This window comes from Paenibacillus sp. DCT19 (assembly GCF_003268635.1).
Classification (GTDB): domain Bacteria; phylum Bacillota; class Bacilli; order Paenibacillales; family Paenibacillaceae; genus Paenibacillus.
Genome location: NZ_CP029639.1, coordinates 4,059,663 through 4,072,415, shown reverse-complemented (window position 1 = coordinate 4,072,415; position 12,753 = coordinate 4,059,663). Strand labels below are relative to the sequence as shown.

Below are 12,753 nucleotides of genomic sequence, written 5' to 3'. Positions count from 1 at the left end.
AACAGGGTACAATAGAGAAATAGAGAACCGAAAGGATGGAACAGAACCATGTTTTTTAAAAAAATAGGAGTTGTCGGCGGCGGTACGATGGGGCAAGGTATTTCCCAAATGCTCGCAGCCAAAGGACTTGATGTGCTTCTAGTGGAGCATACAACGGAGAAGCTTGATCATGCTTACAACATGATTGAGACCAACTTGGATAAACAACTAGAGAAATGGGCAATTACAAAGGCAGAGAAGAAACTGATCCTCTCCCGTATTAACAAAGTTGCGCATTTGGCGGAGCTGGGTTCTTGCGATATGGTCATTGAGACGATTTCGGAAGATCTGGAAGCTAAAAAAGCAGTGTTTAGTCAACTGGATCAAGTTTGCCCAAGTAATGTTATTCTTGCAAGTAATACATCCACGCTGAGTTTGACCGAGCTTGCAAGCTCGACCAAGTACCCAGAGCGTGTTATTGGTATGCACTTTATTCACCCGGTATCCCGGGTTGATCTTGTTGAAATTATTCGTGGCTTGAAGACGTCTGATTCCACATTTGATGAGACTAGACGTTTTGTTGAAGAAGTGGTTGATAAAAAAGGCGTTATGATTTATGAATCCCCAGGATTCGTTACATCCCGTTTGATCTGCCTTCTGATCAATGAAGCACTTCATGTATTGCAAGAAGGTGTTGCTTCTGCTGAGGACATCGATGACGCAATGCGTATTGGATACAACTTCCAACATGGTCCACTTGAGATGGCTGACCGTTTCGGACTTGATTCCGTTGAAGCAGCACTCGAAAGAATGTTCCGTGAATTCGGGGAATTGAAATATCGTCCTTCGACTGTCCTGAAGAAAATGGTACGTGCAGGACACTTGGGTGTCAAAGCGGGCGAAGGATTCTTCAAGTACGACAAGGATGGTGACAGACTGTGAAAGTATTAGTAATCAACGCGGGGAGCTCCTCGCTTAAATATCAATTGTATAATATGACAGACGAGTCCGTACTCGCAAAAGGTCTTGTAGAGCGGATCGGAATGGACTCATCCATTCTTACACACAAGCCAACTGGTCGCGAAGACGTGACGGAAGTTAGCGAAATTCTGGAGCATACTACTGCAATTCGTAAAGTTATCGATATGCTGACAGACAAAGAAAATGGAGTCTTGGGTTCCGTAAATGAAATTCAAGCAGTTGGACACCGCGTTGTTCATGGTGGTGAAGCATTTAAAGAATCCGCATTAGTTGATGATGCAGCCAAAGCTGAGATTCGCCGTTTGTTCGACCTCGCGCCGCTTCATAATCCAGCAGCAATGATGGGTATTCGTGCGGCTGAATTGAATATGCCGGGCGTTCCTCAAGTTATGGTCTTTGATACAGCATTCCATCAAACGATGCCTGAGAAAGCTTATCTGTATGCCATTCCGCGTGTACTTTACAAAAAATACAAAGTTCGTCGCTACGGAGCGCACGGTACTTCCCATGATTATGTAAGTAAAGCAGCAGCAGAATATCTGGATCGTCCGTTGGAAGATCTGAAAATTATCACTTGTCACGTAGGTAACGGTGGTAGTGTAACAGCAGTTAAAGGTGGTCTTTCTGTAGATACGTCCATGGGTATGACTCCGCTCGAAGGATTGATGATGGGAACACGTAGTGGTGACCTCGATCCAGCGATTGTACCTTACGTAATGAACAAGGAAGAACTGAGCGTAAGCGAAGTAAACTCCATGTTGAACAAGCACAGTGGCTTGCTGGCGATCTCCGGAATCAGCAGCGACATGCGGGAGATTACAGAAGGTATGGAGAATGGCGATGCTAACTCCACACTGGCTTTCGAGATGTACGAATACCGTCTGCGTAAATACATTGGTTCATATGCAGCAGCAATGAACGGTGTAGACGTAATCGTCTTTACAGCAGGTGTAGGTGAGAACTCCGTTGTTCTGCGCCAAAAAGTATGTGAGCAGCTCACGTACCTGGGTGTTGAACTGGACGAAGCTTTGAATGCTATCCGTTCTGGCGAACCACGCCGCATCACAACGAGCAATTCCAAAGTCGATGTTCTTGTTGTGCCAACGAACGAAGAATTGGTAATTGCAAGAGATACGCACCGAATCGTATTGAATTCTCAGTAATCTAATTGTAAAGTGAATATAGCATGACAAGGGAGTGCAGGGGACAGGCCTAAGCCTGCCCGCTGCATTTTCAAATTCAGCTAATAAGGGAGAGATATGGGCATGAGCACGGAGTGTGTAATTCGTAACGTGAATGAACATGTAGGCGAAACCGTAAAGATCGGCGCCTGGATTAACAACAAACGTTCCAGCGGCAAAATTCAATTTTTGCAACTGCGTGATGGAACCGGATATATTCAAGGGGTTGTCGTAAAAAGTGAAGTTAGCGAAGACATCTGGAATGCAGCGAAGAGTCTTACCCAAGAGAGTTCGCTATATGTTACAGGTATCATTCGTGAAGAGCCTCGCAGCAATTCCGGCTATGAGATGACCGTTACCAATGTTGAAATTATTCATCTCACGGAGAACTATCCTATTACGCCGAAAGAGCACGGTGTTGACTTCTTGATGGATCATCGTCATCTATGGCTACGTTCGACTAAACAACGTGCTGTTATGGTGATTCGTGCAGAGATTATCCGCGCTGTTCAGCAGTTTTTTGATGGTAACGGATTCACACAGGTTGATCCACCAATTCTGACACCATCCTCTGCAGAAGGTACTACGAATCTGTTCCACATTAAGTATTTTGACGAAGATGCATATCTGACACAAAGTGGACAGTTGTACATGGAAGCAGCAGCGATGGCGCTTGGCAAGGTGTATTCCTTCGGCCCAACGTTCCGCGCAGAGAAATCCAAGACTCGTCGTCACTTGATTGAATTCTGGATGATCGAGCCGGAAATGGCGTTTGTAGATCATGAAGAGAGCTTGCGAGTACAAGAGAAGTTTATTGCTCACGTTGTACAATCCGTGGTGAAGAACTGCCGTGCAGAGCTTGAATCGATTGGACGCGATGTCAGCAAACTCGAAGGCATTGTCGCACCATTCCCACGCATCACGTATGATGAGGCAATTGAGTTCCTGAATGGACAAGGCTTCGATATCCCTTGGGGAGAAGACTTTGGTGCTCCACACGAAACAGCAATTGCTGAAAAGTATGATACACCGGTCTTTATCACACACTACCCAGCAGGTATCAAAGCATTCTACATGAAACCTGACCCGAATCGCCCTGAAGTTGTCCTCTGTGCAGATATGATTGCGCCAGAAGGTTACGGAGAGATCATCGGAGGTTCGCAACGGATTGATGATCCAGAACTGATGAAACAGCGCTTTGATGAGCACCAGCTTTCAGATGAAGCATATCAATGGTACTTGGATTTGCGTAAATACGGATCGGTACCTCACTCTGGTTTCGGTCTGGGATTGGAGCGGACGGTAGCTTGGATCTGTGGACTGGATCATGTACGTGAAACGATTGCATTCCCACGTATGCTCTATCGTTTGTATCCTTAATGTTTAACCGCGAGTCTATGGAAGACACCGGCTCCAAAGCATGGATCAATGGGGCAGCTTATGGGATGACATCAGGAACAGCGCAGCTTCCTTATGCGTTATTACGCTATTATCATCAGTTGGGACTAGCCGATGCAGAGGTTCTCTTGCTCATTCAACTCCTGGGGTTTCAACAGGCAGAGTTCAATGAGTTTCCTACGTTGGAAGAGCTCGCTGGTCGAATGGGACTTGCCCCTGAAGGCATTGCCAGAATGCTGCAGCGCTTGATGAGAGATGGATATGTTGCCATTGATGAACACCGGGATGAGGAACGGGATATTCAGTACGAACGCTATGACTTGCACGGGCTGTTTGCACGATTAGCATCTTGTGTAGCTGAGGATGTTGCCATTGCCCAGAAACAACGGATGGAACATAACTCACGTTCGAATTCGAACAGTGTTCAAATAGAAGAGGAAGAGCGTAATATGTTTTCCATCTTCGAAAAAGAATTCGGACGTCCGCTTTCACCCATGGAATGTGAAACGATCTCCAGTTGGTTGGATCAGGATCGGTATCAAGAAGAATTAATTCTGATGGCGCTGAAAGAGGCTGTATTTGCAGGCAAAGTACATTTCCGATACATTGATCGAATCTTGCTTGAATGGAGCCGTAATCGAGTGAAGACGGTTCAGGACGCCAAAGCGTATACGCAACGTTTTCGCAGTGGTGGTCGTTAATTTAAGGTGTAGAAGTATTTCTATTCAGACAATCAGACAGGCCAGAGGTTATTCTGTGCCTGTCTTTTTCATGTGATATGATTCAGGATGAAAATCCGCTTTTCAGGCGAAAGGCAACCGTGTTATTAAAAAAATGAAATAATATGCAGGGGCAGAGTGAAACTCTGTCGTCTAATGTAGTGGAGAGGAGGGGAGAGTTATTGATGAAGCGCGCATAATTGAACGAATCCGTGAAGGAGACACATCTCAGGTTCGCTTGTTGATCGACAAGTATAGCCAGCATGTATATCACGTGGCTTACTCGGTATTACGAAACGATCAAGAAGCTCAGGATGCAGCTCAGGAAGCGTTCATACAAATGTACAAATCTCTCCCTGATTACCGATCCGAAGGCTTCAAAACATGGCTAACCCGCATTGCATTTCACAAAGCAATCGATGCCAAGCGTAAGCTCGGCAGACGAAGCATTGAAGATCTCGGTGGAGAAGAGAGAATTCACCACATACCAGGACGAGAAGAAGATGTCCTTACAAGGCTTATTCGGGAAGAACGTAAGGAAGCTCTACGAGCGCGAATTAACCAGCTGCCTGCTCAGCATCGTGATATTATCACGGCATATTATTTAAAAGAGAAAAACTATGAGCAAATTGCCCACGATGCCCAAGTAGCTGTGAAAACAGTAGAATCCCGATTATATCGTGCTCGGCAGTGGATTCGAAATCATTGGAAGGAGGATGAGTGGCGTGAATAAATCAGGTGTATATACCGTTCAGGAATGGTCCGATTATATAGAAGGTCGAATACCTCCCAGCCAGTCGCTGTTTATGGAACAAGCACTTATGGAGAACCCAGACGAAATGCACAATTATGTAGAAGCTCTCGATGTTCATGGAGAATTGCCTTCCTTGAATGATCCAACGGGCTTTGCCGATTCGATCATGCATCAGATTAATCAAATGCAACCGTCCAATGTCCGGCCACTATCACGTTCACATCGATACCGCTGGGTTGAACATAAAGTGTTTCATTACGCTGTGGCAGCCTGCCTGACGTTAATTTTCCTCTCCTCCGGAGTGTTTGACAAGGTAGCTCCTTATCATCTGCAGGATGGTGAGCATGGCGGATCATTTACGGAGAAATGGACGGAGGCAGCCACGTCGTGGCTGGATAACTTCAAACCGAAACCATAAATTAGCTCGAATTGCCTGAAAAGAAAGGATGACGTTTGTGCAATCAGATCGCAATAAATTACTCGCATTTTTACTGAATTTGATCCCTGGGCTTGGGTTCCTATACTGGAGAAAACCTATTCGGGCAGTAGTCTACCCGCTACTCTTTTTTGGAACACTTGTCGGTTTCTTCATGTTGGGAATGGTATTATCGGAACATGATATGGTGATCATTGGTGCTCTGGCATCCGTATTCTTCTGGGGATAAGCATGCTTGATATGATTATTGTGCTATTGAGTTCGACAAGCTATCGAGAAGAACAATATAAAGGATATAGGGCACCTTATGGACGAGTGAGTGACTCGTATCATGAACGTAGTGTAGATTCGCTTGAGCCGAACGAGGGTCATGCAGAGCACGCCTATGAAGGATATGATCGACCTGAAGGGGCATACGGCAGTCCCATGTACCGCAAAGGCACCGAGGGTGAGCGATTCTTCACAATCCTTCTTTCATTTATTCCAGGGCTTGGACATCTTCATATGGGGTTGTTGCATCGGGGGCTATCTTTCTTAATTGCTTTCTTTGGCTCCTTTGCAATGATGGTTTTTGTAGCATCGATTACAAACGAAGAGAATTTCTTGATGTTCCTGCTCATTCTACCGGTCATTTGGGTATACTGCATGTTTGATGCGGTACAGCATATTCATCGCAAGCAAGCAGGTGAAGTATTAGAAGACCGCACGTTGTTTGAAGAGTTGGAAATGGGGAGAGTAAATGGAAGACGTAGCAGAATGCTAGCAACGCTGTTGTCGGCGTTTCCTGGCGCGGGGCATCTCTACTTGGGTTTACAAAAAAGAGGCATGCAGCTCATGTTTTTGTTCCTTGGTAGTATCTACATCCTAGACTTACTTCGTTTATCTGTATTTTTGTTTATGATTCCACTCATCTGGTTCTATAGCTTCTTTGACGGTCTTCAATGCTCAAGCCGGTACGGGCGGGAACCATTGGAGGATCAACCTATCTTGAAGGATTGGGCGCGTCATCAACGTCTGATTGGATTCGGAATTGCAGCACTGGGTTTATACTACTTAGCGATTCGCCTTGTTATTCCACAACTCAGTGAGATGTTCCCCAACATATTCTTGACGTACGAAATTCGATCCTATCTGAACACGATGATTGTCTCGCTATTGCTTATTGTTGGAGGATTAAAGCTGCTTTTTGGGAAGCAACGTCCGATCAAAAGTGGCAATAGCAAAAATCCAGACGATGAACTGGACAGTCTATTCTTGTTCAAAGATCGTGAAGATCGATCCTAAATCAAAAACACGCCATAGTTCCTCATTGGAACATCGGCGTGTTTTATGTTTTTGAGTACTTATCTGATTTGATTCGGTGCTATATCGTCTTGAACTCTATTAATACCTACGATGTAGCTCCTTTAAGCAATAGCTGACGATACATCACTTCGAACAAAAATTCGAAGGCCTCCAGATGTCTTTTGGCTTCAAAAGCATCCTTACCCCAAGCATAAATACCGTGATTACGTAGCAAGATACCTGGTACTTTGGCATCAAGCACACCAGGAACCAACTCAGCAATTGAAGGAATATCAGCAAAGTTAGGCAGAATCGGTACACGAATTTCCGCATTTTCTTCCCAGATGTTGAATGCTTTGATCAATTCGATTCCTTGGACTGGCACTTGGCCAGCATCTCCGAAGAACTCGCTAATTAGATTGTTAAACACGGTATGTACGTGGAATACCGCCCCGCAACCTGTTAAGCGGTAGATTTCGCAGTGGATTAGCGTTTCTGCACTAGGCTTCAGGTTTGTTGTTTCAATCGCTTTACCGTGTTTGTCCACAAACAGGAAGTCTTCTGGCGTGCGCAGAGATTTATCTTTGCCGGAAGCTGTTACTGCAAAATAAAACTGTTCCGGATCAAAATCACCAACACGCATCGACAAGTTTCCACTTGTACCAGGGAACCAGTTGCGGCTGGCAAACAGTGCTTTAACATCGGCTAGTTCTTCGAGAACTTGACGTTTATGTTCCAAAGTAATTTTCTCAAACCCCATCTTTACAGCACTCCTTGTGTTTGCTTCTGTTTCATATCTTCGATGATATCGTAAAAGGTTGTGAATGGCACATGATCGACACCAAGTTCAATACATTTATCCGTTAAAATAGAACGGGAATAGACCAGATCGGCAATTTTGGCACCTTCAAAATCAGTAAGGCTATCGCCAATCAAAATTCGATTATATTGCTCTGCGGGGAAGGTACGGATGACCGTAGTTTTGCACATCCCACAGCCATTCTCGCAAGGAGGCTGGCAAGGATGCGGCCACTCGATTCGAATGGTTTCACCCGTAAAATCTGCTCCGTTACAATACACATGATCTTGCGGGATATCGAATGGTGCCAGCAAAGGTTCGATAAAAAAGTCCATACCTCCGCTAGTTACATTGAATTCAATGCCTTCGCGGCGAACAAAATCAAGAAATTCGCTGAAGCCTTCACGAATACCGGCTTGTCCGAGCACAAATTCCACAATCTCATTTTTTTGCGAAGAGGGTAAGAGGGCGAACATTGCCCCAACGCCTTCACGCAACGTTATTTTTTGTTCAACCGTATCTTTCATAATAGCCTCAATACCAGGAGGGTTGAACTGTTTCATAATAGCAACGATATTGTCCGAAAGCGTAATGGTTCCATCAAAATCACAGAAAATGACGGTTTGTTTATCATTTCTCATCGTTCGCCACCCCATAGATCCAATGCACTTTTGAGTTCTGGATGCTCCAATGCATGTTGTGCCAGAGGAATCGAACGCTGCGATGCCTCGATTGCCTGCAAGAATGCACGTCCGCCAGCCTCAGTGCCCATAGGGTGTCCATGAATGCCTCCGCCAGCATTTACGATCACATCGGTACCGAAATCCCGCAGAATCAGCGGTACAAGGCCAGGATGAATTCCTGCTGAAGGAACAGGCATGCTTGCACGCACAGGAAGCTCTGTCGAGAGCAACTGTTCAGTAATCGCCATGTTTTCTTCTTTTGGCATCGTTACGGAGCCATATGGAGATGGGAATAAGACGATGTCTGCACCCGCCAGTCGCATCAGTTGGCCAAGCAAGACGGAAGCGGAGATACCGTAATGCGGAGATGGATATACCGCGCCTGCAAGGGCTGGATGAGCCATAATTGGCACATGGATATCCGGGTCGCTGCTAAGCTCATGCAGAACATCATATCCGTACGCTAATACGTTAAACAACAAGGCATTAGCTCCAGCGTTAATGGCACGCTCAGCCTGTTTCTTCAGTTGTGAGGTCGAACCGGTCAGGTTCGCTGCATATAGCAGTTTCTTTCCTGTTTCCTGACGAGCCTGCTCGGCTGCTTTCATGCAGACCTCGACTCTTTTTTCGATCGGAGTGAGTTTGTTCTCAAACAGAATTTCATCATCTTTGATAAGATCAACGCCACCGAGCGCTTGACGGATAAACTGCTCACGTAATTCGTCCGCATCCAGTCCAATAACAGATTTGAAAATACTCATTAACAGTGGACGATCATGTACACCAAGCAGATCACGAACACCGTTTAGTCCAAACTTAGGACCAGGGAATGCACTCAGGAAATTGTCTGAGAAGCCAAGCTGTGTAAGCTTAATGCGCCCATCCATCGAAATTTTACCAAATACGGTCACAAGCAGAGCTGGAATATCTCGGCTAAAGTTCACGTCCGGATACCCAATAGTAATATCAGCATAACGCTCACCAGAAGACATCCCGTCAGCTTCATGCACCTCTACTTTAATGACCTCACCTAGATGTTTCTGCATCGCTTCGCGTTTGGCCTGAGGTAATTCAGTCCAGCTACCAACAGTCATGCCAACAGCAATGGATTCTGCTTTTTTACGAAAATCGGCATGATCGTCATGCAAACGATACGTCGCAGTACACATGTTATTCATTTTAAATCTCCTTCCAAAGCAGCCCCCATTTCCCGTGAGCGCTCAGCACAACGGTTAACGGCTGCAATTACATTTTCAAAGAAGTCGCCTTCGTCCAGCTTCTTCAGTGCAGCTTGAGTTGCACCTCCAGGAGACGTAACATCACTGCGAAGTTTCATTGGCTCCAGTCCTGTCTGCTGAACCATTCGGGAAGCACCAAGCACCGTCTGAACGGTCAGATCACGTGACTGCTGGCTGGATAAGCCGCCTCGAATACCTGCAGCGATCATAGCCTCCATTAAATAGTATACATAAGCGGGGCCACTTCCCGAAATCCCTGTAAGAATCTCTAACTTATCTTCAGGCACAATGGTCACGATCCCTACAGCTTCAAACATCGTCATAACCGTGCTACGCTGCTCATCTGTAATTTCGGCCGAGAAGGCAAGTCCAGTTGCGCCAAGTCCAATCGTACTTGATGTATTTGGCATGGTACGGGCGATAGGCTGTTTACGACCAAGCAGCGTTTGCATCGTACGTATAGATAATCCGGCAATGACGGATACGATCAGTTGATCTGGAGACAAAAGAGGACCAAGTTCCCGCAGAGCAGCAGCGGCATCCTTTGGTTTCATGGCCAATACAATAACGGGAGAACCCGAGAGGATCTCCTGGGATTGTGCCGCAGTTCCCGTATGAACCGCGTAACGGCTACTGAGTTCCTCCTGACGTTTCTGGTTGCTGCGGTTCAGCATCGTAATGTCCTGTGGACGTACGACAAGGCGGGAGATTAATCCGCGTACGATTGCTTCGGCCATCGCACCTGCTCCGTGGAAAGTAATTTTTTGTTGTAATAACGTCTGTTGTTCTTGACTCATGATTATCGTCCTCCTAAATACTAAACTGCGAACTTATTGACGGATCTGACCATCGCCAGTAATGCGATATTTGGTTGATGTAAGAGCAGGTAAACCCATTGGGCCACGTGCATGTAACTTTTGAGTGCTGATGCCTATCTCAGCTCCATAACCAAACTCGAAGCCATCTGTGAAGCGGGTAGAAGCATTATGATACACTGCTGCTGCATCAACGTCATGCAAGAAACGTTCTGCGTTTGCAGTATTCGCCGTTACGATACATTCGGAATGCTTGGTGCCGTATTGTGCAATGTGCTGCAGGGCTTCATCTAGGCCAGATACAACCCGGATATTCAAAATGTAGTCGTTATACTCTGTCGCGTAATCTTCCTCACTAACCGGTTGGGCAGAAGGGACAATACGTTGTACGGTATCGCAACCTTTTAATAGCACATTAAGCTCACGGAACTGTTCTGCGATGGATGCGAGATGCTGCTCTGCGAAAGCACTGTGTACTAATAAAGTTTCCATAGAGTTACATACGGATGGACGTTGTGCTTTGGCATTGATCGCAATCTCTGCTGCCATGACCGGATCGGCAGATTCATCCACATAGGTATGGCAGATGCCTGCACCCGTTTCAATGACTGGTACTGTGGCATTCGCAACTACATTCTGAATGAGTGAAGCTCCCCCGCGAGGAATGATGACATCCAGCAATCCATTCAGCTTGAGCATCTCGTCCACAGACGAGCGATTGGCATCTTCCACAAGCTGTAGCGCGTCAGGAGGTAAATCTGTCTTTGCCAATGCCTCGTGTAATACCTCAACAATTTTGCGATTGGAGGAGAGGGCAGATGATCCACCGCGGAGCAGAACTGCATTACCGGTCTTCAGGCATAAGCCTGCAGCATCTACGGTAACATTAGGCCGTGCTTCATAAATAATACCAATTAGCCCGATCGGCACTCTTAACTTCTGAATATGCAATCCATCTGGGCGTGTAAAGGTTTCGAGCACTTCCCCGACAGGATCTGGCAGATCCACGATCTGACGAAGACCCTCAGCGATGCCTGCAATTCGTTCCTGATTTAATGCTAACCGGTCAAGCATAGATTCTGGTGTTCCTTGTTGTCTACCGCGCTCCAGATCTTCGCCGTTTGCAGTAATAATGATGTCTGATTTCTCTAGGAGCGCATCTGCCATGGCAAGGAGGGCTTTATTTTTTTGATCTGTCGTCAGTCGGTTCAATTGTGGAACTACGGCTTGTGCCTGAATGGCTTTTTGTCTTACCTCACTCATTGTGTATTCCTCCCATTTCTTTTATTAGTCTAAAAAAACCATCCTAAGACTGTTGCCCAGTCTTACTTCAAAGTAATCCATTCATCCCGATGGATAACCTCAAGTCGATGAATGCTATTTAATGTTTTGACAACCTCACCACCAGGTAGTCCTGCAATAAGTCGCAGTTGGTCATCATCGTAATTTACAATCCCACGACCAAGCAGCGTATCATCGAGCCCAAGGACTTCGACGACATCACCGGCATGAAAGGTGCCAAGCACCCGCTGAACACCGACAGGCAGAAGACTATGTCCGCCATGCACAAGAGCTTCCTCTGCACCCGCGTCTACCACGACAGTTCCAAGCGGAGTAGACATGAAGCCGAGCCATTGTTTCTTACGGGATAGAGCAGCAAGCTTGGTTTCGAAATAGGTTCCTTTACCTGTGCCTTCCACAGCTTGGAGCATATCGCCAGGTTCATTCACACGACCAACAAAGACAGGCACGCCTCCGCGTGTTGCTACTTTGGCTGCATCGACCTTAGAGCGCATACCCCGGTACCCACAGATGATCCGGAACCTCCGGCATAGGCATAAATCTCGGCTGTAATCTCAGTAATCCGATCATAACGTGTAGCAGAAGGATCTTTGCGTGGATCTGCGGTGTAGAGGCCGTTAGTATCCGTAAGAATAACCAAGTGCTGTGCCTTCACCAGATTTGCGACCAGAGCAGATAATAGATCATTATCTCCAAATTTGAGCTCATCGACAGATACCGTGTCATTCTCATTAAAGATGGGAATAACACCTTGTTTCAGCAATTCTTCAACGGTCATACCGGCGTTGCCCATCCGTTTTCTGCTATGAAAATCGGTTCGAGTCAGCAGAATTTGTGCCGTAGTAACGCGGTGCGCCGCAAAAGCCTGTTGATATGCTTGCATCAGCAATGCCTGCCCAACCGCTGCCGCTGCTTGTTTCTCATGGAGCAATTTAGGACGGTGTACGTATCCGATCTCTCGGAATCCGGCCGCAACAGCACCTGATGTGACGAGAAGCACCTCATGACCATTTTGCATCAAAGCAGCAATTTCTCCAGCAAAAAAAGCAATAGAATCGCGGTCGAGTCCGCCTTCTTCCGTAGTTAGCGAGCTACTACCAATTTTAACAACTATACGTGAGGACATGCTTTCACTTCCTTAAACTTAATCGAATTTCTGAACTACCTCTTATAGGAAAATCTAT

15 protein-coding genes are annotated in these 12,753 nt (G+C 46.2%); 8 read left to right on the top strand and 7 right to left on the bottom strand.

The genetic code is table 11. The features are described from left to right. Positions 1 to 48: 48 nt before the first annotated feature. The 8 genes from DMB88_RS18360 to DMB88_RS18330 all read left to right on the top strand — a co-directional run bounded on the left by DMB88_RS18360 (position 49) and on the right by DMB88_RS18330 (position 6,732). Positions 49 to 921: a 3-hydroxyacyl-CoA dehydrogenase family protein gene (locus tag DMB88_RS18360; RefSeq protein WP_128102517.1), complete on the top strand. Its 873-nt coding sequence runs from the start codon at positions 49 to 51 to the stop codon at positions 919 to 921. Continuing rightward, positions 918 to 2,123, top strand: coding sequence for an acetate kinase (locus tag DMB88_RS18355; RefSeq protein ID WP_128102516.1), 1,206 nt, complete (start codon positions 918 to 920; stop codon positions 2,121 to 2,123). Before DMB88_RS18360 ends, DMB88_RS18355 begins: the two co-directional genes overlap by 4 nt. A 102-nt stretch (positions 2,124 to 2,225) precedes the next feature. After that, complete coding sequence (asnS, locus tag DMB88_RS18350; RefSeq protein ID WP_128102515.1) at positions 2,226 to 3,521, top strand: asparagine--tRNA ligase; 1,296 nt, start codon at positions 2,226 to 2,228, stop codon at positions 3,519 to 3,521. Between the two features lie 17 nt (positions 3,522 to 3,538). Beyond that, positions 3,539 to 4,240 carry a DnaD domain-containing protein gene (locus DMB88_RS18345; protein ID WP_128102514.1) on the top strand — a complete coding sequence of 234 codons (702 nt, stop codon included), beginning with the start codon at positions 3,539 to 3,541 and terminating at the stop codon, positions 4,238 to 4,240. A gap of 256 nt (positions 4,241 to 4,496) precedes the next feature. Continuing rightward, positions 4,497 to 4,991 carry an RNA polymerase sigma factor gene (locus DMB88_RS18340; protein WP_254438251.1) on the top strand — a complete coding sequence of 165 codons (495 nt, stop codon included), beginning with the start codon at positions 4,497 to 4,499 and terminating at the stop codon, positions 4,989 to 4,991. Beyond that, the gene (locus DMB88_RS18335; protein ID WP_128102512.1) at positions 4,984 to 5,430 is read left to right on the top strand and encodes a hypothetical protein; all 447 of its coding nucleotides are present in this window, start codon (positions 4,984 to 4,986) and stop codon (positions 5,428 to 5,430) included. Before DMB88_RS18340 ends, DMB88_RS18335 begins: the two co-directional genes overlap by 8 nt. Before the next feature lie 37 nt (positions 5,431 to 5,467). Next, positions 5,468 to 5,677 carry a DUF6677 family protein gene (locus tag DMB88_RS31430; protein ID WP_254438250.1) on the top strand — a complete coding sequence of 70 codons (210 nt, stop codon included), beginning with the start codon at positions 5,468 to 5,470 and terminating at the stop codon, positions 5,675 to 5,677. Between the two features lie 2 nt (positions 5,678 to 5,679). Then, positions 5,680 to 6,732 carry a multi-tm2 domain protein gene (locus DMB88_RS18330; RefSeq protein ID WP_254438249.1) on the top strand — a complete coding sequence of 351 codons (1,053 nt, stop codon included), beginning with the start codon at positions 5,680 to 5,682 and terminating at the stop codon, positions 6,730 to 6,732. A gap of 106 nt (positions 6,733 to 6,838) precedes the next feature. Here the strand turns inward: DMB88_RS18330 and DMB88_RS18325 are convergent, their stop codons facing one another. The 7 genes from DMB88_RS18325 to proB all read right to left on the bottom strand — a co-directional run bounded on the left by DMB88_RS18325 (position 6,839) and on the right by proB (position 12,695). Continuing rightward, positions 6,839 to 7,492: a methylthioribulose 1-phosphate dehydratase gene (locus DMB88_RS18325; RefSeq protein WP_128102511.1), complete on the bottom strand. Its 654-nt coding sequence runs from the start codon at positions 7,490 to 7,492 to the stop codon at positions 6,839 to 6,841. A gap of 2 nt (positions 7,493 to 7,494) precedes the next feature. After that, positions 7,495 to 8,172 carry a 2-hydroxy-3-keto-5-methylthiopentenyl-1-phosphate phosphatase gene (locus DMB88_RS18320; protein ID WP_128102510.1) on the bottom strand — a complete coding sequence of 226 codons (678 nt, stop codon included), beginning with the start codon at positions 8,170 to 8,172 and terminating at the stop codon, positions 7,495 to 7,497. Then, a complete protein-coding gene (locus DMB88_RS18315) occupies positions 8,169 to 9,392 on the bottom strand; it encodes a 2,3-diketo-5-methylthiopentyl-1-phosphate enolase (protein WP_174715301.1) in 1,224 nt (407 codons plus the stop codon). The genes DMB88_RS18320 and DMB88_RS18315 overlap by 4 nt, the downstream gene beginning before the upstream one ends. After that, a complete protein-coding gene (proC, locus tag DMB88_RS18310) occupies positions 9,389 to 10,249 on the bottom strand; it encodes a pyrroline-5-carboxylate reductase (RefSeq protein ID WP_174715300.1) in 861 nt (286 codons plus the stop codon). Before proC ends, DMB88_RS18315 begins: the two co-directional genes overlap by 4 nt. A gap of 33 nt (positions 10,250 to 10,282) precedes the next feature. Continuing rightward, entirely contained in the window at positions 10,283 to 11,530 is a 1,248-nt protein-coding gene (locus tag DMB88_RS18305) for a glutamate-5-semialdehyde dehydrogenase (protein WP_128102508.1), read from the bottom strand. 62 nt (positions 11,531 to 11,592) lie between these two features. Further along, positions 11,593 to 12,063 carry a PUA domain-containing protein gene (locus tag DMB88_RS32140; RefSeq protein WP_368028206.1) on the bottom strand — a complete coding sequence of 157 codons (471 nt, stop codon included), beginning with the start codon at positions 12,061 to 12,063 and terminating at the stop codon, positions 11,593 to 11,595. Next, positions 12,033 to 12,695, bottom strand: a complete 663-nt coding sequence (gene proB, locus DMB88_RS32135) for a glutamate 5-kinase (RefSeq protein ID WP_368028205.1) — start codon at positions 12,693 to 12,695, stop codon at positions 12,033 to 12,035. Before proB ends, DMB88_RS32140 begins: the two co-directional genes overlap by 31 nt. Positions 12,696 to 12,753 lie beyond the last annotated feature (58 nt).

Excerpts from the sequence above, each read along its gene's own strand:
- DMB88_RS18360 (WP_128102517.1), top strand. The coding sequence starts at position 49 with ATGTTTTTTAAAAAAATAGGAGTTGTCGGCGGCGGTACGATGGGGCAA.
- asnS (WP_128102515.1), top strand. The coding sequence starts at position 2,226 with ATGAGCACGGAGTGTGTAATTCGTAACGTGAATGAACATGTAGGCGAA.
- DMB88_RS18345 (WP_128102514.1), top strand. The coding sequence starts at position 3,539 with ATGGAAGACACCGGCTCCAAAGCATGGATCAATGGGGCAGCTTATGGG.
- DMB88_RS18330 (WP_254438249.1), top strand. The coding sequence starts at position 5,680 with ATGCTTGATATGATTATTGTGCTATTGAGTTCGACAAGCTATCGAGAA.
- DMB88_RS18325 (WP_128102511.1), bottom strand. The coding sequence starts at position 7,492 with ATGGGGTTTGAGAAAATTACTTTGGAACATAAACGTCAAGTTCTCGAA.
- DMB88_RS18320 (WP_128102510.1), bottom strand. The coding sequence starts at position 8,172 with ATGAGAAATGATAAACAAACCGTCATTTTCTGTGATTTTGATGGAACC.
- DMB88_RS18315 (WP_174715301.1), bottom strand. The coding sequence starts at position 9,392 with ATGAATAACATGTGTACTGCGACGTATCGTTTGCATGACGATCATGCC.
- proC (WP_174715300.1), bottom strand. The coding sequence starts at position 10,249 with ATGAGTCAAGAACAACAGACGTTATTACAACAAAAAATTACTTTCCAC.
- DMB88_RS18305 (WP_128102508.1), bottom strand. The coding sequence starts at position 11,530 with ATGAGTGAGGTAAGACAAAAAGCCATTCAGGCACAAGCCGTAGTTCCA.
- DMB88_RS32140 (WP_368028206.1), bottom strand. The coding sequence starts at position 12,063 with ATGCGCTCTAAGGTCGATGCAGCCAAAGTAGCAACACGCGGAGGCGTG.
- proB (WP_368028205.1), bottom strand. The coding sequence starts at position 12,695 with ATGTCCTCACGTATAGTTGTTAAAATTGGTAGTAGCTCGCTAACTACG.